Origin of the sequence: Pseudotabrizicola sp. L79 (genome assembly GCF_036553525.1) — a bacterium.
Classification (GTDB): Bacteria; Pseudomonadota; Alphaproteobacteria; order Rhodobacterales; family Rhodobacteraceae; genus Pseudotabrizicola.
The window spans coordinates 238,106-256,377 of record NZ_JAZHDA010000041.1 but is presented as its reverse complement, the minus strand read 5'-3'; the positions used below and the strand labels follow the sequence as shown (position 1 = coordinate 256,377).

Below are 18,272 nucleotides of genomic sequence, written 5' to 3'. Positions count from 1 at the left end.
CGCATTTTTCTTGACCTGCGCGGGGGGCGGCGTTAGCGCCCCTTGCGGGGTGTCTTGCCCCATTTTTGCAAGGTGAGCAGATGCCCGGACTTTCGCCTGAAACCATTGATCAGCTTGTATCCACCGCCCACGCCTTGGCCGATGCCGCGCGTGAGGCGACGTTGCTGCATTTCCGCACCGCCGGTCTGGATGCCGATACCAAGGAAAGCGACCGCTTTGATCCTGTTACGGTGGCGGATCGACTGTCTGAACAAAAGATGCGTGACATTCTGGCAGAACGGCGCCCGATGGATGCGGTTTTGGGAGAGGAGTTTGGGGCAGTTGCGGGCACATCGGGGCTGACATGGGTGCTTGATCCGATTGATGGCACGCGCGGCTATCTGTCGGGCACCCCCACTTGGGGCGTTCTGATCTCGGTCGCCGATGCCTCTGGGCCGATTTATGGCCTGATCGATCAGCCCTATATCCGTGAACGCTTTGAGGGTGGTTTTGGCCGTGCCCGAGTTGTGGGCCCGTCAGGTGAAGCCGCGCTGAAAGCCCGGCCTGCAAGGCCGCTGTCGCAGGCCATCTTGTTCAGCACCTTTCCCGAAGTGGGCACCGCCGCCGAGGCCGAGGCCTTTCGCCGCGTTTCGGCGCAGGCCAAGCTGACGCGCTATGGCACGGATTGCTATGCCTATGGCCTGATTGCCGCCGGGATGATTGATGTCGTCGTCGAGGCTGGCTTGCAGGCCTATGATGTGCAGGCTCCGATTGCGGTCATCGAAGCGGCTGGTGGCGTGGTCACCAATTGGCAGGGCGGCCCGTGCCATCAGGGTGGGCAAGTGCTGGCCGCCGCCAATCGCACCATTCATGCCGAGGTTATGGCGCTGCTGAACGGCTGACAGCCGGTTGCGCGTCGGCCCTGTGCTGGCTAAGACTTGATCTGCGGGCGCGGTCCTTTCCCCTTCTGTCGTCCTGCGGCAGGTACCAGCGAAGGGGGGCAGGGAACCACCGATGGCCGATACCTTGATCAGACAAGCGGATGTCATCGTCACGATGGACGATGACCGTCGCGAACTGCAGCGGGCTGACATCCTGATCCGCGACGGGGCGATTGCAGCGGTTGGTCATGGCTTGCAAGCCTCTGGGGCGGAAGAGATTTTGGCCCAAGGTTGCGCGGTGACGCCGGGCCTGGTGAACACCCACCATCACCTTTACCAAACTCTGACCCGCGCTGTGCCCGGCGGTCAGGACGCCTTGCTTTTTGGCTGGCTCAAGACCCTGTATCCGATTTGGGCCCGTTTCGGACCAGAGGAGATGTTCGTCAGTGCGCAGGTCGGGTTGGCTGAACTGGCGCTGTCTGGCTGCACATTGACGTCAGACCACCTGTATCTTTACCCAAACGGCAGCCGGCTAGAGGATACAATTCACGCCGCCGCCGAAATTGGCCTGCGTTTTCACCCCACCCGTGGCGCCATGAGCATTGGCGAAAGCCTTGGTGGGCTGCCGCCTGACAGTCTGGTTGAAACCGAACCGGCGATCTTGAACGACATGATCCGCGTCGTTGACGCCTTTCATGATGCGCGACCGGGGGCCATGGTCAGGGTTGGATTGGCCCCCTGTTCGCCGTTTTCGGTCAGCCGCGATCTGATGCGCGACGCGGCGCTTTTGGCCCGCGACAAGGGCGTGATGTTGCACACGCATCTTGCCGAAAACGATGAGGATATTGCCTATAGTCTGGCGCGATTTGGGGTGCGTCCGGGCCAATATGCCGAAGATCTGGGCTGGACGGGTGCTGATGTCTGGCATGCGCATTGCGTCAAACTGGATGGGCAAGAGATCGATCTGTTCGCCCGAACCGGAACGGGTGTGGCGCATTGCCCGTGCTCGAATTGCAGGCTGGGCAGTGGCATCGCCCCCGTGCGGGCGATGCGGGATGCGGGTGTCAAGGTTGGTCTGGGGGTTGATGGGTCGGCCAGCAATGATGCCGGCAACCTGATGGCCGAGGCACGGCAAACCATGCTGCTGCAACGTGTCAGTCTGGGTGCCGACGCCATGGGCGCGCGTGAGGCGCTGGAGATTGCCACCCGTGGCGGGGCGCAGGTGCTGGGGCGGGACGATTGCGGCCAGATCGCCGTGGGCAAGCGCGCCGATCTGGCGATCTGGGATCTGTCGGGCATTGAGGCTGCGGGGCACTGGGATGCGGTGGCGGCGCTGATCTTCTGCGGCCCGATGCGGGTGCGCGATCTGTTGGTCGAGGGGCGCAGGGTGGTTGCATCGGGGCAGGTGGCTACGATAGATCTGCCCCGGGTCATCGAGCGCCAGACCGCATTGGCCGGAAAGCTTAGGAAGTGACATGAAACACGATTTTGATGGCCAAAAGCGCGAGACGTTTGAAACCTTTGACGAATTGAAAAAGCTGGGCGAAACGCTGCCCGACCTTTCCATTCTTGAGGTTTACCTGCTGGCCGAAGGGGCAGACGCAAATTGGGGTGCGGCTGAAAAAGCCCTGTCAGCCCAAGGCTTCAAGACCGAGCGTGACCGCGAAGGCGAGACGTTGATCGTGGCCACCAAGTCCGCCATCCGCATGACACCCGATGCGATCTGGGAGGTTGAGCGGCAGATAAGCGAAATCGGGCTGAAGTTCGATTTCGTGCCCGATGGCTGGGAATTTGGCTTTGACTAAACCGGCCTGTCAGCCGCGCACGGGTTTTCCGGCCACCCAGACCTGACGTATCGCCCGATCATCCCCCATCATGATGGTCGGGAAAACCGCTTGCCAGATATCGGTCGCCCGTCTGCTGGCCTGTTCAATGGCGGGGGTCGAGGCAAGGTCGATCACCACCAGATCTGCCTCGTGCCCCGGCGCGATGTTGCCGATCAGATGATCCGCACGCAAGGCGCGGGCCGACCCGACAGTGGCCAGCCACCACAGCGCGGCCGGATGCAGGGCCGTGTGCGACAGCTGCGCCACCTCATAGGCGGCGGCCATGGTGCGCAGCATGGAAAAGGAAGATCCGCCGCCGGTGTCCGTGGCCAGGCCGATGCGGTGGCCCGCCGATTTCAGGGACGCCATGGCGAAGAGGCCCGAGCCGATGAACGTGTTAGAGGTGGGGCAGTGGATCAGGCTGGCATCAACTTCGCGCAGGCGGTCTTTTTCCCGATCTGTCAGCCAGATTGCATGGCCGAAAAGCCCGCCCTTGCCCAACAGGCCGTGGCGTTCATAGGTGTCCAGATAGTCGCGCGCGGTGGGGAACAGCGATTGCACCCATTCGATTTCATCGACCTGTTCCGAAAGATGCGTCTGCATCAGGCAGTCAGGGTTCTGTGCCCAAAGACTGCCAAGGGCAGCAAGTTGATCTTTGGTAGAGGTGGGGGAAAAGCGCGGGGTGATGACATACGAGCCGCGACCAACCCCGTGCCATTTCGTCAGCAATCGGGCCGAGTCGTCATAGGCCGATTGGGGCGTGTCACGCAGGCCCTCTGGCGCGTTGCGATCCATGCAGGTCTTGCCTGCCCAGATGCGGCTGTTCGTGCGCGCGGCAGCGGTAAAAAGTGCATCCACGCTTTCGGGGTGAATGGTGCAATACGAACTAAAAGACGTCGTGCCATTCGAAAGTGTCAAATCCATATAGCGATCTGCCACGTCTTGCGCATAAGCAATGTTCGAAAAGCGCATTTCTTCGGGAAAGGTATAGCTGTTCAGCCAGTCGATCAGCCGCTTGCCCCAAGAGGCGATGATGGCGGTTTGCGGATAGTGCACATGGGCATCGACAAAGCCTGCACTGATCAGCGCCTGTCCATGGTCAATGATTTCGGCCTGCGGATGATCCGCACGCAGGCGCGCAGAGGGGCCGATGGCGCGGATTTTGCCCGCCTCGATCAGCACAGCCTCATCCAGCCGCGCGGCACTCGGCCCATCGACAAAGGGATCTGACGTGAAATGGAGAACCTGCCCAAGAAGGAGTTTCATGCCTTGCCCTTTCGCCCTGCTTGCCCGCAGTGTATCTGGTCTAGGCTGCGGGGTAAATTTGCCCGGTCGCCTTGTTTTCCCGAAACTGCTTTCGTCAGGGTCCGGGTAATGCTGGAGGGATAATGGCCGACGACATTCTGGAAAGAGAAGAAGAAGGCCTGGATGTGCGCCGGGTAGAGGCCGTTCTGGATGCTGTCGAGGCGGGCAATGCCGCCCTTGTGGCCGAATTGCTGGAACCCCTGCACGCTGCTGACATCGCCGACCTTTTGGAACAGGTGTCGGAAGATGATCGCCGCGCCCTGTTGCGGCTGTATTCGCTGGAAATTGATGGCGAAATCCTGTCGGAAATCTCGGATTCGATCCGCGAAGAGGTGATCGAATCCCTGCCGCCAGAGGTGGTGGCCGAGGCGGTTCGCGATCTGGATACCGATGACGTTGTCGATATTCTGGAAGACCTTGAAGCCCCGGCACAAGCGGTGATCCTGTCGGCGCTGGAATCGGCTGACCGCGTTGCCGTGGAACGGGCGCTGTCTTACCCGGAGTATTCCGCTGGTCGTCTGATGCAGCGCGAGGTGGTGGTTGCGCCCGAACACTGGACGGTGGGCGAGATGATCGACCATCTGCGCAGCGCCGATTTTCTGCCCGACCAGTTCTATCATGTCATCCTTGTCGACCCTCGGATGAAGCCGGTGTCTTATATCACGCTGGGGCGGCTTTTGTCGGCCCGGCGCGAGGTCAAGTTGAAGGATATTGTCGAAGACAGCTTTCGCACGGTCGAGGCGACCGAGCCAGAGGCCGATGTCGCCTATCTGTTCAATCAGTATCACCTGATTTCCTGCCCGGTTGTGGATGAAAACGATCGTCTTGTCGGGGTGATCACCATCGACGACGCGATGAACGTGCTGGATGAAGAGCATCAGGAAGATATCTTGCGGATGGCCGGTGTGGATGATGAATCCAGCCTGTCAGATACGGTGCTGGAGGCGGCCAAGGGCCGGGCGCTGTGGTTGTTCGTAAACCTGCTGACGGCCATTCTGGCCAGCGTCGTGATCAGCCTGTTCGCCGAAACGATCAATGAAATGGTGGCGCTGGCGGTGTTGATGCCCATCGTGGCCAGCATGGGCGGCAATGCTGGCACGCAGTCGATGACGGTTGCGGTGCGGGCGATTGCCACGCGCGATTTGACCGCGCAGAACGCGCCGCGCGTCATTCGGCGCGAAGTTGCCGTGGGCGCACTGAACGGGTTGATCTTTGGTCTGGTCATGGCCGGGGTGGCGGCGGTGTGGTTCGGCGTGCCGGTTTTGGCCGCAGTGATCGGGCTTGCCATGGTATTCACCTTGATGGCCGCGGCGCTGGGCGGGATCGTGATTCCGATGGTGCTGGAGCGGTTCAACATCGACCCGGCGCTGGCTTCGGGGCCGTTTGTCACCACGGTGACGGATGTGGTTGGGTTCTTTACCTTTCTGGGGCTTGCATCATGGATGCTGTTGTAACCGAACAAAAGGCCGCAGCGCGCCGGGCGGCATTTGCGGCCCGCAAAGCCGCGTTTGCCGCAGGGCAGGGGCAGGCGGCCGAAATTTTGGCCGATTTTCTTGCCCCTTTTCGCGGCAAGGTCTTGGCGGGCTATATGCCCATGCGCACCGAGATTGACCCCCTGCCTGCCATGTCTGCGCATGATGGGCCGGTGGGTGTGCCAGTGATCATCGGCAAGGGGCAGGCGTTGAAATTTCGCGAATGGACACCCGGTTGCGCGATGGAAGAGGGGGCTTTTGGCGCCCTGATCCCGGCGGATGGGGCGTGGCTGGATCCCGACGTGCTGATCGTGCCTTTGGTTGGCTTTGATGCGCGTGGTTATCGGCTGGGCTATGGCGGCGGGTTCTATGACCGCACGCTTCAGGGGCTGCGGGCACGGCACAGCACCTTGGCCGTGGGTTTCGCCTTTGACGCCCAGCAATTGCCCCAAGTGCCGATCGAGCCGACGGATCAGCAGTTGGATGTGATCATCACCGAAACCGGGGTGCGTCGCCCGCCGTTCTGACGGGCGCGCCGATTATTTGGCGATTTTTTCGTCTTTGACGAACATATTGGCCCAAGCCCGGTCGATAAGATCGGGCGTCATCTGATAGGGCAGGCCCTCAAAATCACAGATGGCCATCATCTGATCGATCAGGAACACCGGCTGATAGTTGGCAAAGATGTTGTTGATCGTCGGATATTTGGTTTTCAGCAGGTGCAGCAGCGCGCCTTCGTTCAGCGGCATGCCCTTTTTGCGGGCCACCATGGCAAAGATGCGCAGGAACATTTCCTGCGTCGGGCCATCGACCTTGATCTTGAAAAAGATCCGCCGCAGGGCCGCGCCGTCAAAGATTTCATTCGGGTGGAAGTTCGTTGAAAAGATCACCAGCGTATCGAACGGCACGGTGAATTTTTCGCCCGATTGCAGCGCCAGAATATCGCGGCTTTCTTCCAGCGGCACGATCCACCGGTTGACCAGCTTTTGCGGCGGTTCGGCTTGACGGCCAAGGTCATCGACGATGAAGATCCCACCCGAAGCCTTAAGCTGCAAGGGCGCCTGATAGGTGCGGGCAACCGGGTTATACTTGAGATCCAGCATATCCAGCGTCAGTTCACCGCCGGTGATCACCGTCGGGCGCTCGCAATAGACATAGCGGTTGTCAAAGCGGTTGCCGGTGCGGCGCAGGCTGTTGGGGTCGTCGGTCTGTTCTTCGGCGGCGGAATGCACGATAGGGTCATAGACCGTGATCACCTGCCCCGAATACTCGATCGCCCGAGGGATATAGATCTTGTCCCCCATGGCGGCGCGGATGCCGTTCGAGATCGAGGACTTGCCGTTACCCGGCGGGCCATAGAGCAGAATTGACCGGCCCGAGGTGACGGCAGGGCCAAGGTGGCCCAAAAGATCAGGCGGCAGGATAAGATGCCCCATGGCGCCCACCAGCTGATCGCGGGTCAGCTTGATGTCGCGCACAGACTGGCGCTTCATCTGTTGGCCGTAATCGGCCAAAGGCACGGGCATGGCCCCGTAATATTCCGATTGTGACAATGCATCCAGCGCGCGGGATTTGCCGCTGTCGGTCAGCTGATACCCCATTTCACTGCTTGATCCGGCGTGCAGGGTGCCCGTCGCCTCGACCAGCTTTTGTCCACGGGCAATGTCGATCAGTTCTTGCGTCAACGGCACCGACAGGCTGACGGCACGGGCCAGATCAGACACCAGACTCATGTTCATGCGGAACATGGTTTTCAGCAGGATGTCGCGCATCATCACCATCGACAGCCCAGTTTCGGCCAGCGACTTTGGCATAGGGGGGGCAAGCACATTCGGCTTTGGTTGCATATTCATGGCGATACCGCGTTAAGACCTGAAAGCTGTTGCAAACGGCCGCTGCCGGGGCAGGGCCAGAGGCTAGAATGTGCCCTGAATTATGAGCAAAAGATGGAAAATCAGTGTTCCAGACAGGGCCAATCCCATGGGAAAGTCCTTGTTCGTCCAACTGGCCCAATCAGAGGTCGCCGCCCGCAGTGGCCCGACATAGCGGGCCAACCGATGTGTGACCACAGCCCCCAGCAAGCAGGCCGCATACAGCGCCAGCACCAGCCGCAAATCTGCCGCGACGAAAAACGGCGCCATGGCGGCGGCGAATTTGGCATCGCCCGCCCCGACAAGGCGCAGCGTGCTGGCAACAAAGCCGATGGCCAGAACGATCCCTGCCAAGGCCCAGCCCCAAAGCCAGCCTTCCAATGAAAGGCCCGCCAAAGGCACGGCCAGCAGCCCCGGCCCCAACCAGACAAGGAACAGGGCGATCACCGCCTTGTTCGGGATTTTCATGAATTTCATATCGCTCCACGCCACCCAGATGCCAATCGCGCTGGCAAAGGGCAGCAAGGCAACGGCCGCGCCGGGGGTCATGCTTCAAGCGCCGCAAGGCTGCGGGCGGCTGTTTCAAAGTGCTGGGGATGGGTGTCTATGGCTTCGCGCAAAAGCTGCTTGCCCACCGAGACATCCCCTTGCTTGATGGCGGCAAGCCCCATCGTGTACAGCAGCTCGGCCTTTTCGGTTTGCGTCATCTTGACGACCGGCAGATCGTATTTGCGCTGCGCACCCCGCGCCAGAACAAGGTTGTTCTTGGTGGTGAACTGGTTGGGGTCAAAGGTCAGCGCCTGGATGAACAGCTTTTCAGCCCCTGCCGCATCGCCGCGCGACAGTTTGGAAAAGCCCCAGTTGTTATAGACGCCCGCGGGTTTGGTGGTCAGCCCCGCAGCGATTTCGTAAAAGCTGTCGGCCTTTTTCCACTGTTTCTTGCTGTCAGCAACCATTGCCTCCAGCCGATAGCGTTCAAAGGTTTCATGGGTGGGGGGCACTTTGTTCAACTCGGCCTCGGCCCCCTGCCAGTCATTTGACCGGATCAAGGCATCGGCCAGCGACACGCGATCTTCGTTATTGGCTTCGGGATGCGCAACGACCTGGCGCCAGACAGAGGCCGCTTCGGGTGCGCGGCCAGCCCGGATCAGGGATTTGCCAAGGCCGCGCTTGGCGTCGATCCGGTCGGGATTGTCGTTCACCACGCGACCGAAATAGGCCACGGCTTCGTTCGGGTCGCCCACCGTCAGCATGATGTCTGACAGGTTCGACTCGTCGATGACATTCACATCTTTCAGCGCACGCTGAACTTCTGCATCAGAGTTTTTTTGACAGGCACTCAGGGCAACCGTGCCGGTCAGGCACAGTGCCACGAAGATCGGTCGGCGCATTTTGCGTCCTCTTTGACTGCTCGGGCCCTTGCCCCGTCAAAGCTCGGACAGCAGTTCATAGGTGCTGTAGCCGCGCCGGACGAGGGTGAACCTCGGTGTTTCCTCGGGCTCAGCATACACGGCATCTTCGGTTTTCGCGATGGCACGCATCAGGTTTTCGCGAATCGCGTCCGTTTGGCCACTATCGGCAGCAAAAGCACGCTGGAAAAACAGCCGTGCATCGCCGTAATTGCCACGTTCCATCAAGACCACGCCCAGATTGTTCAGTGCAGGGACGAAATTCTGATCTTCCTCTACCGCTTTGCGCAGCAGATCTTCGGATTGGCCCAGCCGACCAAGGTGCAGATTGGCCGAACCCAGGGCCGAAAGCACATCTACCGTAAAGCCTTGTTCGCCTGCCGCCCGCAGATAGGCCTTTAGCGCCAGTTCATATTCCTTGGCCTGCATCAGGCGATGGCCGACCAGCAGCCCATCAACGCCTTGTCCCTTTGGGTCGACACCATAGGGCGTGTTGCGTTGTGCATTGCCGCCAAAAAGACCGCCGCCTGACGCAGTGCAGGCGGCGAGCGTAAGGCATGCCAGAACGAGGGCAACCAGAACATGGGCAGGGCGGGCGATGTCAGCCTCCGGTCATCTGCGCCGCGAATTTATAGAGTGACGGCCCGATCAGAATAACCAGAAGCGGAGGCACCGTGAAGAGCATTGTGCCCAAGGTCAGCTTGGTTGGAATGGTATTTGCCTTTTCTTCAGCCCGCATCACACGTTTGTCACGCATCTCTGAAGAATACACGCGCAAGGCGTCAGCGATCGAGGTGCCAAAGCTGGCAGACTGGATCAACGTCGTGGTGAACGAGGTGATGTCAGGCAAGCCTACCCGCTCGGACATATCGCGCAGCACCACCGCGCGCTCTTTGCCAGCTTTGACCTCATGCGCGACCATTTCAAACTCTTCCGAAAGGGCCGGATAGCCGGCGCGCGCTTCATTCGCCACGCGAATGATCGACTGGTCAAGCGACTGGCCCGCCTCGACGCAGACCAGCATCATGTCCAGCGCATCGGGAAAGCCTTCGGTGATTTCCTGCTGGCGGCCCTGAACGCGGCGTTGCACCCAATATTGCGGGGCATAATAGCCGATGGCAGCAGGCAAGATCGTATACATCACAAGGGTGCTGGCTGTCATTTCCTGCTGGCTGGATTTTAGCAGCGCCAAAATCAACCCGATGAACAGAATACCCAGGCCCAAGGCGAATTGCGCAAAGTGGAACATGCGCACCGCCCCCTTGGAGTGATAGCCCGCGCGCAACAGTTTCAGCCGCGTAGCCGAAAGCTCTTCGGCCGTTTTGGGTTCGAGATAACCGGCAAAGCGTTCCAGCTTGTCAGCACCGGCAGATTTTCCACCACGCCGCAGGGCCTGAACGGTTTCGACCTTGCCCATGCGCTGTTGGCGAATGCGCTCCAGTGGGTCTTTTTCGCGTTTCAGCATCGTGGGCAGGGCCAGCACGATCAGCAGAATACCCACACCGCCCAAAGCCAGCAGCGGGCCAGCGGGCCCCAGGGTATCAGTCAGGGTTTGGTTCAAGGCCTCAAACATGGTGGCGCACCCTTACACTTTGATATTCGTCATGATCTTCATATAGAAGACGTTGATCGTCAGCATCACGCCCACAAAGATCCCTGCTGGAACAAAAACCGGCGCATCTTTGACATCGACGTAGTAGTTTGGGTCAACCATGTTGATCGCGACCAGCGCGCCCAAGGGGAACCCCGACAGGAACATGCCTGACCATTTCGCCTCGGCCGTGATGGCCTTGACGCGGCGGAACAGTTTATAGCGGGCACGGATCACCTTGGACAAACCATCAAGGATTTCGGCCAGGTTACCGCCCGATTGCTGTTGAATGGCCACGGCCACCGCAAGAAAGCGCAAATCCTGGTTGTCCATCCGCTCGGCAAAAGACTTCAGCGCGTCGGCCACGTTCCGGCCATAGGCAGCTTCGTCTGCGATCACGCCAAATTCGGTGCCCAGCGGGTCAGGAACTTCTTTGGCCACAATGCCGATGGCCGAGGCGAAAGGGTGCCCCACGCGCAGGCTGCGCACCATCAGTTCGACGGCATCAGCAAGCTGTTCCTCCATCAGCGTGATCCGCTTCTTGGCTTGCTTGTTGACCCAGAAATAGACACCGCCCACGCCCATCACTACGGCGACCGCTGCACGCACGGGGGGCGTGACTTCAGTGCCAAGCAGCAGGCCGACATAGGCAATGCCCGTCATGGCCACCATGATCATGACCAATTGCTTGGGGGTGAAGGCGATGTTGGCCTTTTGCGCCTTGTCCGCCAAAAGCGAGTAAAGCGGGATCCCGCGTGAGGCGAGGTGCTGGCTCATTTCCTTGCGGAGTTGCTCCAGAACCTCCTCGCGGTTCGAGTTCTTTTGCATCAGCTGCAAACGGCGGCTGACCCGGCTGTCAAGGCTGATCGATTTGCCAAAGACCGTCAGATACAGGCCCTGAACGATGACCACAACGGCAGCAAAGATCAGCAGATAAATAAGTGGTGCGGCACTGATTTCCATCGCGCGGGGCCCCTTTATACAATGGGTTCGTAAATGGACGACGGCAGATCATAGCCCCATTGGCGGAACCGATCTGAATAGGCCGAGCGGATGCCCGTCGCGTTGAAACGGCCGATGATCTTGCCATTCGCCTCCATCCCGAGGCGTTCGTAACGGAAGATTTCCTGCATCGAGATCACTTCGCCTTCCATGCCCGTCACTTCGGTGATCGACACCATGCGCCGTGAGCCGTCTTGCAAACGACTGGCCTGCACGATCAGGTTCACCGCGCTTGCGATCTGGCTGCGCATGGCCTTGATCGGCATTTCAATGCCCGACATCGCGATCATGTTTTCCAGACGGCTGACGCCATCACGGGCGCTGTTGGCGTGGATCGTGGTCATTGATCCGTCGTGGCCGGTGTTCATGGCCTGCAACATGTCGATCACTTCCTCGCCGCGCGTTTCGCCGACGATGATGCGGTCAGGACGCATCCGCAGGGCGTTGCGCAAACAGTCGCGCTGGGTGACAGCGCCTTTGCCTTCGACGTTCGCGGGGCGGCTTTCCATCCGGCCCACATGAACCTGCTGCAGCTGAAGTTCGGCGGTGTCTTCGATGGTCAGGATCCGCTCGGTATTGTCGATGAAAGACGACAGGGCGTTCAGCGTGGTGGTCTTGCCCGATCCCGTGCCGCCCGACACGATCACATTCAGGCGGGTGGCCACGGCGGCCTGCAGATAGGCGGCCATTTCTTCGGTAAAGGCCCCGAACTTGACCAGATCCTGAATGCCCAGCTTGTCTTTCTTGAACTTACGGATCGACACCAATGAGCCATCGACGGCCACCGGAGGCACCATGCAGTTGAAACGTGACCCATCCGCCAGACGGGCGTCGCAATAGGGGTTTGATTCATCGACGCGGCGGCCCACGGCCGACACGATCTTGTCGATGATCCGCAGCAGGTGCTTTTCATCCTTGAAGGTGATGTCGGTCAGTTGCAGCTTGCCCGCGCGTTCGATGAACACGCGCTTGGGGCCGTTGACCAGAATATCGTTGACCGTCTCATCTTTCAGCAGCGTTTCCAGTGGGCCAAGGCCCATGACCTCGTCATACAGCTCTTGGTGCAGCACCTGGCGGTCGGCCGAATTCAAGGCGACGCTCATTTCATCCAGAGCTTCGGCGGTGATCGAGGCGATTTCGCCTTTCAGTTGCCCTTCAGAGGCCTTGTCGAGTGCTGCAAGGTTCAGGTTGTCAAGCAAGCGCTTGTGCAACTCGACCTTCAGCTCCTGCATCCGTTCACGCCGCTTTTTGTCCTTGTCTGACGCCACGGCCTCGGCCGGGGTTTTGGCGGGTGCATTGGGCAGGGCGCGCGGTGCGACGGCAACGGGCTTTGGCGTGGATGCGGCCACCGGCGCTGCGGGGGCGGCGGCGGCAACAGGCTTCAGACCGGCATTCGCCGGCATCGGTTCAGGTTTTTTGAAACGCGAGAACATGTAATCAGCCCCTCTTGAGTGTCTCAGCCCTTACCGGCCTCGACCCCCTTGTTCAGATCGTGCAAAGATTTCGCCAGCTTCTGGATTTCCCGGCGCAGCGGGTTCTTGGCGGCATTTTCTGACAGCGGCAGGCCATGGTCATTGGCCTGTGTCACCTGAACGCTACCATCGGGAAGCTGCAGTTCGATAGAGATGTCGAGGCTTTCGGCCATGCGCTTGACACGGCTTTTGCCCGAAAGATCGGTGAACTTGGGTGCGCGGTTCAGCACATAGCGCAGCTTTTCATGGGGCAGCGCCTCGGCTTTCAGGGCGCGGATCAGCCGCAGCACGTTTTGTGCTGACCGCAGGTCCAGCTCCATCAGCGCGAAATAGACATGGGCGCGGTTCAGCACCGCCTCGGTCCAGCTGACAATCGTCTTTGGCATGTCGATGATGACATAATCAAAGTTCGACGCCGCCATATCGACCAGCCGCCCGATGTCGTCAGGGCTGATGATGTCCAGCGGCAGCATGTCAGCTGGCGCGGTGAAAACATGCAGTTTTTCATTGAAGGTCAACATGGACTGCAGGAACGCATCGCTGTCGATCGCCGCAGTGTCGGTCAATACTTCAAAGATCATTTCCTTGCGCGGCAGGTCAAGATAGGTGGCTGCCGAGCCATATTGGAAGTCGAAGTCCAAGAGGCAGACGCGGGGGGCGTCTGTCTTGGAGATCGTTGCCAATTCCCAAGCGAGATTGACGGCAAAAGTCGAAGCCCCGGTGCCACCTGCCAGGCCGTGAACGGGCAGGACAACGCCTTCACGGTCGCCCTTTGCCTTGAACTTCGGCGCTGCGACCTGGTCCTGTTGGGCATCTTCGGGTTCGGGCGCGGGGGCGACCACAGGGGCCGGCATGCGAATTCGGGTGATTGCATCATGCAAAGCACCTTCGGGCAGGGGATACGGAACGAAGTCATCCGCCCCTAGCCGCAGCAGATGGTGCAGCGCCATCGGCCCCAATTGGTCGGCGATCAGAACCACCTTGATATCGCGCGCCTTGGCGCTGCGAATGATGTCGCTGATCCGGCCCAAATCGGCCTCATCCTCGGCATTTACCGCGATGGCCACGAATTCCAGGGTGGCCGCGTCGGGTTGGCCCAGAAATACAATGGCGTCATCAAAGGAAAGATCCCCCCAGCTTTCGCCAAGTTCGTTTTCCATGTCGTCAATAAGCAGATCAAAATTCTGTACATCACGCGAAATCGTGCAAGCCACGATGGGCGCCGGATCAGGTTGAAGTGTTGCCACGTTCGTCATCTCGCCTCACGTCCTCAATCCAAAGACGGCCAGTGGCAAGCAGGCTCCCTTCCGGTCTGGGATGCCTTGAAAAATGCGCCAATGTGCCGTGCGGGAAAGCCCCGCGACTGTTTCCATTGACGCCAAATTGCTGGTCAATCTTGGCAGGATTGGGGCCGAAAAACCGTGAAACTTTGATTTCTACGCGATTGGAAACGACGAATTGCGGCAATCGCAACAAAGAAAAGGGCCGGAGAACCGGCCCTTGGTTTTCGCAGTGCAACCTTTGGTCACCCGTTCGGATCAACCTGGGTGGGCAGCTTGGTGTTTTGCGGATGGTCGCGCGTGGCGCCATCGATATAGGTGCGCACGATCACGGCGGCGTATTTGCCGTTCAGCGGCGGGCCAAGCCGTTTGTGGAAGCCTGCAACCTCGGTCACCGTGCGGCGGTTTGCCTGTTCGGGGCCCTCGGTCGCAATGGCGGGCTGGGTTTCGCCATAAGAAACCAATGCCTGAAGTCGCGACTTGCTGATGCCTTGGCTGGCAAAATAGTTCACAACGGCCTGAGCCCGGCGTTTGCCCAAACCCTTGTTGTAGGCGTTCGACCCGACCAGATCGGTGTGACCATAGACCGAGAACTTCAGCTCGGGGAACTGACGGATCCAGTTGGCCTGCTGTGCCAGAACCTGCCGCGCCTCGGGCGTAAGGGTCGCACTGTTAAAGGCAAAGGTGATCGTGTTGGGCACTTCGCTTGCAAATCGGGCCGACAAGATCTGCGTTGCGTCGATTTCGCCGGCCATGATCGCCGAATTGGTGCGGGTCACCCCGCCAAATCCGCCTTCATCCACCTCATAGCCCAGCTGACGGTCAACCGCAGGGCTGCCGCAGGCGCCAAGGCTGGTGGCCAATGTGATGACAAGCAGTGTGCGTGTGCTCATTTGCATGGCCTTACTCCATCACATAGCCGTAAGAGCTGCTAAAGCCCTGACGCGCCACCTCGCCAGCGGCGCCCGTGGCGGGTTTGGCCACCGAACCGGTCAGGAAGAATTCGCGTTCCGTGGGCAGCCTGATCCGGTCCGTGGGCAGGGCAAAGACATCGCCTTGCACCGGCGTTACCAGGTGCGGGGTGATGATGATCACCAATTCGCTTTGGTTCCGCTGATAATCGGCGCTGCGGAAAAGGGTTCCCAGCACAGGCACATCGCCCAGCCACGGAATCTGGCTGTTCTGGTTGCGGAAGTCGTCTTGCAACAGGCCGGCGATGGCAAAGCTTTCGCCGTCGCGCATTTCGACCGTTGTCGATGTTTCGCGGCGCTTGAAGGCGTTGATGGTAAAGCCGCCGGCTTCGATCGTTGTCGTTGTATCAATCGACGAAACGGCTGCGTTGATTTGCAGGTTGATCGTGTCGCCATCCACCACTGTCGGGGTGAAGTTCAATTCCACACCAAAGGGTTTGTATGCAATCCCGACACCGTCAGAGCTGAGAACCGGGATCGGATATTCGCCACCACCCAGGAACTTGGCCTCTTGCCCGGAAAGGGCGGTCAGGTTCGGTTCGGCCAGGGTGCGAACGACACCCTTTGATTCCAACGCTTCCATCAAGACGGCGAATTGCACCGACCCTGCGGTAAACCCAAGCGCCAGCGCGCCCGCCGTGCCCGTTTCAACCTCGATCGGGTTTCCAATACCGTTGTCGCCGGAAAGCCAGGTTCCAGTTTCGCCAGAAACCCCGATTTTCGATCCGCCCGATGCGGCCAGCGACACACCAAGGTTCTTGGCGACCGACCGCTGCATTTCGGCAAAGCGCACCTTCAGCATGACCTGCTGGGTGCCGCCCACGCTCATCAGGTTTGACACCCGTTCTGGCGCATAGCGTTCGGCCAGATCAAGGGCACGATCCAGCTTGGCCGCAGAAGAAATCGTGCCCGACAGCACGATGCCATCATTGGCGGTGCGCACTTCGATCGGCTCACCCGGCAAAATCTGTTGCAAACGCTCTTTGAACTCGGCGACGTCAGGCGTGACCTGCACATCAACGTTCGAAATCAGCGTGCCGTCCGGTGCAAGCAGGGTCAGCGTCGTGCGCCCCGGAGTCTTGCCCAGAACATAGATCGACCTGTCAGACAGGGTCGAGATGTCGGCAATACCGGGGTTGGCGATCGAAAGTTCGGCAAAGGGTGTGTCACTTTCCACCACAACGGCGCGGTTCATCGGCACTTTCAACGGTGCCGAAACAGACCCTTGCATCACCCGAAGCGTCTCGGCCGAAACCGAGCCAGAAATCGTCGTTGTTGCTAAGGCAAGGCCGATCAGCCCAACCCGCAGAATACCGTTCATATGCATGTGACCTGCCCTTTCGATCACGCCTCATCTCGGGTCTGCTTGCCCGTCTTTTGCCAAAGGATGCCCGCAAAGGCCTTTATTTGCAAGAATCAAACGCTTATTGGGTGAAGCTTATGTGGATAACTTGCAACAAGCCGCAATCAGTCGTTAAAGAGGCAAGGGCGGACACCAGATACAGTGCCGCCCCGTCCTCATTTTCATTGATCAGTTCGTGCAGGGGATCTCAATTTCGACCCGTTCACCGCCTTTGGTCTGAAAGATGGTGCAGCGCTTTGCCTCTTCGGTGACGACAACGGCCTCTTGCGTGATCCCCAGAAGGCTGTTCTGGTCAACCTCGACAAGACCGTCGATTTCATCGGCTGACGCACCAACCAGCGACAGGGTCAGGCGTCCGGTGGCTTGCGCTTGGGTCAGGCGTGCCACTTGCGATGGTGTCGCGGCGACAATAACGGTGCGCGCCACTGTAGCACTTGAAGATGCCCCGGCCTGCTGATCGACAGCAATCACCTTGGTCGAGCTTTCGATCAACCGTGTCAGATCGCCGCTCATGCCATTGACGCTGCCAGTCCAGGTGATGTCAACGAAATCGCCCGGCTGCACCCATCCCGACACGCCAGAAACGGCATCGACCTTGACGGCAAAGGCGCGCATGCCCTTGCCCAACTGGCCCGTCAATCCGGGCGGTTCACCGGGTGCGGTAATCTTTACGGGCAGCACGGGTTCGAACTTCTCGACGGTGCGCAGCACATAGCGTTCTTGATTGGTGCCCGGCGGGAACAACACGGCGGCATCGGAAAATGCGCCTTCGGGCAACGAGTTCTTCGGCCAATAGACCAGTTCGACATCCTCGATGGTCAATGGCTCTCCGTAATTCTTCTGGTCCTTCATCACATAGACCTGCGTGATCGGACCCAGTTTGGCCAGCATCTGTTGTTGCTGTGCCAGCGCCGATTGCGTCTGGCCGATATATCCCTTGGCCAAGTAAACTGCGGATCCGGCGAGGCCGATCCCAGCAACCAGTACAAGCCCAAACATTCCACGCATGACTATACCCTTTTCAAACCCGGGGAATGAAAGGTTCCCCTCCTGATGCGCGCCTTAGGGGCGCGAAGCCGCATTGTTGATGTCCGTGGCGATCACAGTGGCGGCCTGTTCAAAGATCATCGGCGTCAATTGGGTGAACAAAAGCATACCGATGCCGCAGATGGCTGCTGTCATGACAACCCAGTCGACGGTGACAGCGCCGCTTTCGTTTTTTGCAAAACGCGCTATCGAAGATGTCCAAGTCTTGGCGAATTTCATCTGTCTTGCTCCGTCCCTGGTCCGCAGTCGATGGATCGCCGCAGAATGGTGTCTCTTGATCCGTCTTCGTCTTGTTGCAGTCAGCCAATTCAGCCTTGTGCCGAAAGGGAAAGGGCGCGGCCCGAAAGCCGGACCGCGCCCTTTATCACGCGGACAACATCGGTTGCCCTGCGCTCAATCTGGTAATTAGCGGCCCAGAGCGGTGGCGTTTTGCAGGTCGGTGGTGATCTGGGCGCCAGCAGCGTCGATTGCCGGGGTGATCTGGCTCATCACGAGCAGGCCCAGACCCACGACAGCAGCGGTCAGAACGACCCAGTCAACGGTCACGGCGCCAGATTCGTCTTTCGAGAAGTTCTTGAAGATGTTCAGCAGTTTCATGGTGTGTCTCTCTTGTTTCACGTGTTGCTTTGGTCGTTCCTACCGTCTGGCGTCTCTTTCGGTTTGGCCTCTGTTCCGCCCCGTCTGCCGTTCGGTATGACCCTCTTATCCAGTTCAATCGTGGCAACTTCTGGGAGGCGATCTGGTCTTTTTCTGGCATGCGAAAATAGTTGGAAATTATCGGTTAAGAATATGATTCTAAACGG

The 18,272-nt window shown here is 59.4% G+C and carries 19 protein-coding genes; 5 read left to right on the top strand and 14 right to left on the bottom strand.

The window, feature by feature from the left end:
• Positions 1–80 precede the first annotated feature (80 nt).
• From V3C85_RS03935 to V3C85_RS03925, 3 genes are all read left to right on the top strand, one after another.
• Complete coding sequence (locus V3C85_RS03935; protein WP_331793773.1) at positions 81–881, top strand: inositol monophosphatase family protein; 801 nt, start codon at positions 81–83, stop codon at positions 879–881.
• A gap of 112 nt (positions 882–993) precedes the next feature.
• Complete coding sequence (locus V3C85_RS03930) at positions 994–2,334, top strand: 8-oxoguanine deaminase (RefSeq protein WP_331793772.1); 1,341 nt, start codon at positions 994–996, stop codon at positions 2,332–2,334.
• A 1-nt stretch (position 2,335) separates the two neighbouring features.
• Positions 2,336–2,665 (top strand): ribonuclease E inhibitor RraB, encoded by a 330-nt coding sequence (locus V3C85_RS03925; protein WP_331793771.1) that lies wholly within the window; start codon positions 2,336–2,338, stop codon positions 2,663–2,665.
• 9 nt (positions 2,666–2,674) lie between these two features.
• On the opposite strand, the gene guaD is transcribed toward V3C85_RS03925, so the two are convergent.
• A complete protein-coding gene (gene guaD / locus V3C85_RS03920; protein WP_331793770.1) occupies positions 2,675–3,952 on the bottom strand; it encodes a guanine deaminase in 1,278 nt (425 codons plus the stop codon).
• A 122-nt stretch (positions 3,953–4,074) separates the two neighbouring features.
• Between guaD and mgtE the strand changes: the two genes are divergently transcribed.
• Together mgtE and V3C85_RS03910 are read left to right on the top strand one after the other, a co-directional pair.
• Positions 4,075–5,445: a magnesium transporter gene (gene mgtE, locus V3C85_RS03915; protein ID WP_331793769.1), complete on the top strand. Its 1,371-nt coding sequence runs from the start codon at positions 4,075–4,077 to the stop codon at positions 5,443–5,445.
• On the top strand, positions 5,430–5,990 hold the full coding sequence (locus V3C85_RS03910; RefSeq protein ID WP_331793768.1) for a 5-formyltetrahydrofolate cyclo-ligase: 561 nt from the start codon (positions 5,430–5,432) through the stop codon (positions 5,988–5,990). Before mgtE ends, V3C85_RS03910 begins: the two co-directional genes overlap by 16 nt.
• 12 nt (positions 5,991–6,002) lie before the next feature.
• On the opposite strand, the gene V3C85_RS03905 is transcribed toward V3C85_RS03910, so the two are convergent.
• The 13 genes from V3C85_RS03905 to V3C85_RS03845 form a co-directional block, all read right to left on the bottom strand.
• The gene (locus tag V3C85_RS03905) at positions 6,003–7,316 is read right to left on the bottom strand and encodes an ATPase (protein ID WP_331793767.1); all 1,314 of its coding nucleotides are present in this window, start codon (positions 7,314–7,316) and stop codon (positions 6,003–6,005) included.
• A 63-nt stretch (positions 7,317–7,379) separates the two neighbouring features.
• Complete coding sequence (locus V3C85_RS03900; protein ID WP_331793766.1) at positions 7,380–7,883, bottom strand: prepilin peptidase; 504 nt, start codon at positions 7,881–7,883, stop codon at positions 7,380–7,382.
• Positions 7,880–8,725, bottom strand: a complete 846-nt coding sequence (locus V3C85_RS03895; protein ID WP_331793765.1) for a tetratricopeptide repeat protein — start codon at positions 8,723–8,725, stop codon at positions 7,880–7,882. Before V3C85_RS03895 ends, V3C85_RS03900 begins: the two co-directional genes overlap by 4 nt.
• A gap of 36 nt (positions 8,726–8,761) precedes the next feature.
• Positions 8,762–9,322 (bottom strand): tetratricopeptide repeat protein, encoded by a 561-nt coding sequence (locus V3C85_RS03890; protein ID WP_331793881.1) that lies wholly within the window; start codon positions 9,320–9,322, stop codon positions 8,762–8,764.
• A 22-nt stretch (positions 9,323–9,344) separates the two neighbouring features.
• Complete coding sequence (locus V3C85_RS03885; RefSeq protein WP_331793764.1) at positions 9,345–10,316, bottom strand: type II secretion system F family protein; 972 nt, start codon at positions 10,314–10,316, stop codon at positions 9,345–9,347.
• A 12-nt stretch (positions 10,317–10,328) separates the two neighbouring features.
• Positions 10,329–11,297 carry a type II secretion system F family protein gene (locus V3C85_RS03880; protein WP_331793763.1) on the bottom strand — a complete coding sequence of 323 codons (969 nt, stop codon included), beginning with the start codon at positions 11,295–11,297 and terminating at the stop codon, positions 10,329–10,331.
• 14 nt (positions 11,298–11,311) lie between these two features.
• Positions 11,312–12,769: a CpaF family protein gene (locus tag V3C85_RS03875; RefSeq protein WP_331793762.1), complete on the bottom strand. Its 1,458-nt coding sequence runs from the start codon at positions 12,767–12,769 to the stop codon at positions 11,312–11,314.
• Positions 12,770–12,792: 23 nt separating this feature from the next.
• Positions 12,793–14,064 (bottom strand): AAA family ATPase, encoded by a 1,272-nt coding sequence (locus tag V3C85_RS03870; protein WP_331793761.1) that lies wholly within the window; start codon positions 14,062–14,064, stop codon positions 12,793–12,795.
• A 269-nt stretch (positions 14,065–14,333) separates the two neighbouring features.
• Entirely contained in the window at positions 14,334–14,987 is a 654-nt protein-coding gene (locus tag V3C85_RS03865; RefSeq protein WP_331793760.1) for an OmpA family protein, read from the bottom strand.
• Between the two features lie 4 nt (positions 14,988–14,991).
• Positions 14,992–16,386 carry a type II and III secretion system protein family protein gene (locus tag V3C85_RS03860; protein WP_331793880.1) on the bottom strand — a complete coding sequence of 465 codons (1,395 nt, stop codon included), beginning with the start codon at positions 16,384–16,386 and terminating at the stop codon, positions 14,992–14,994.
• Positions 16,387–16,590: 204 nt separating this feature from the next.
• Entirely contained in the window at positions 16,591–17,421 is an 831-nt protein-coding gene (gene cpaB / locus V3C85_RS03855) for a Flp pilus assembly protein CpaB (protein WP_331793759.1), read from the bottom strand.
• Between the two features lie 63 nt (positions 17,422–17,484).
• Positions 17,485–17,688 (bottom strand): hypothetical protein, encoded by a 204-nt coding sequence (locus V3C85_RS03850; RefSeq protein ID WP_331793758.1) that lies wholly within the window; start codon positions 17,686–17,688, stop codon positions 17,485–17,487.
• 186 nt (positions 17,689–17,874) lie between these two features.
• The gene (locus tag V3C85_RS03845) at positions 17,875–18,066 is read right to left on the bottom strand and encodes a Flp family type IVb pilin (protein WP_331793757.1); all 192 of its coding nucleotides are present in this window, start codon (positions 18,064–18,066) and stop codon (positions 17,875–17,877) included.
• Between the last annotated feature and the right edge of the window lie 206 nt (positions 18,067–18,272).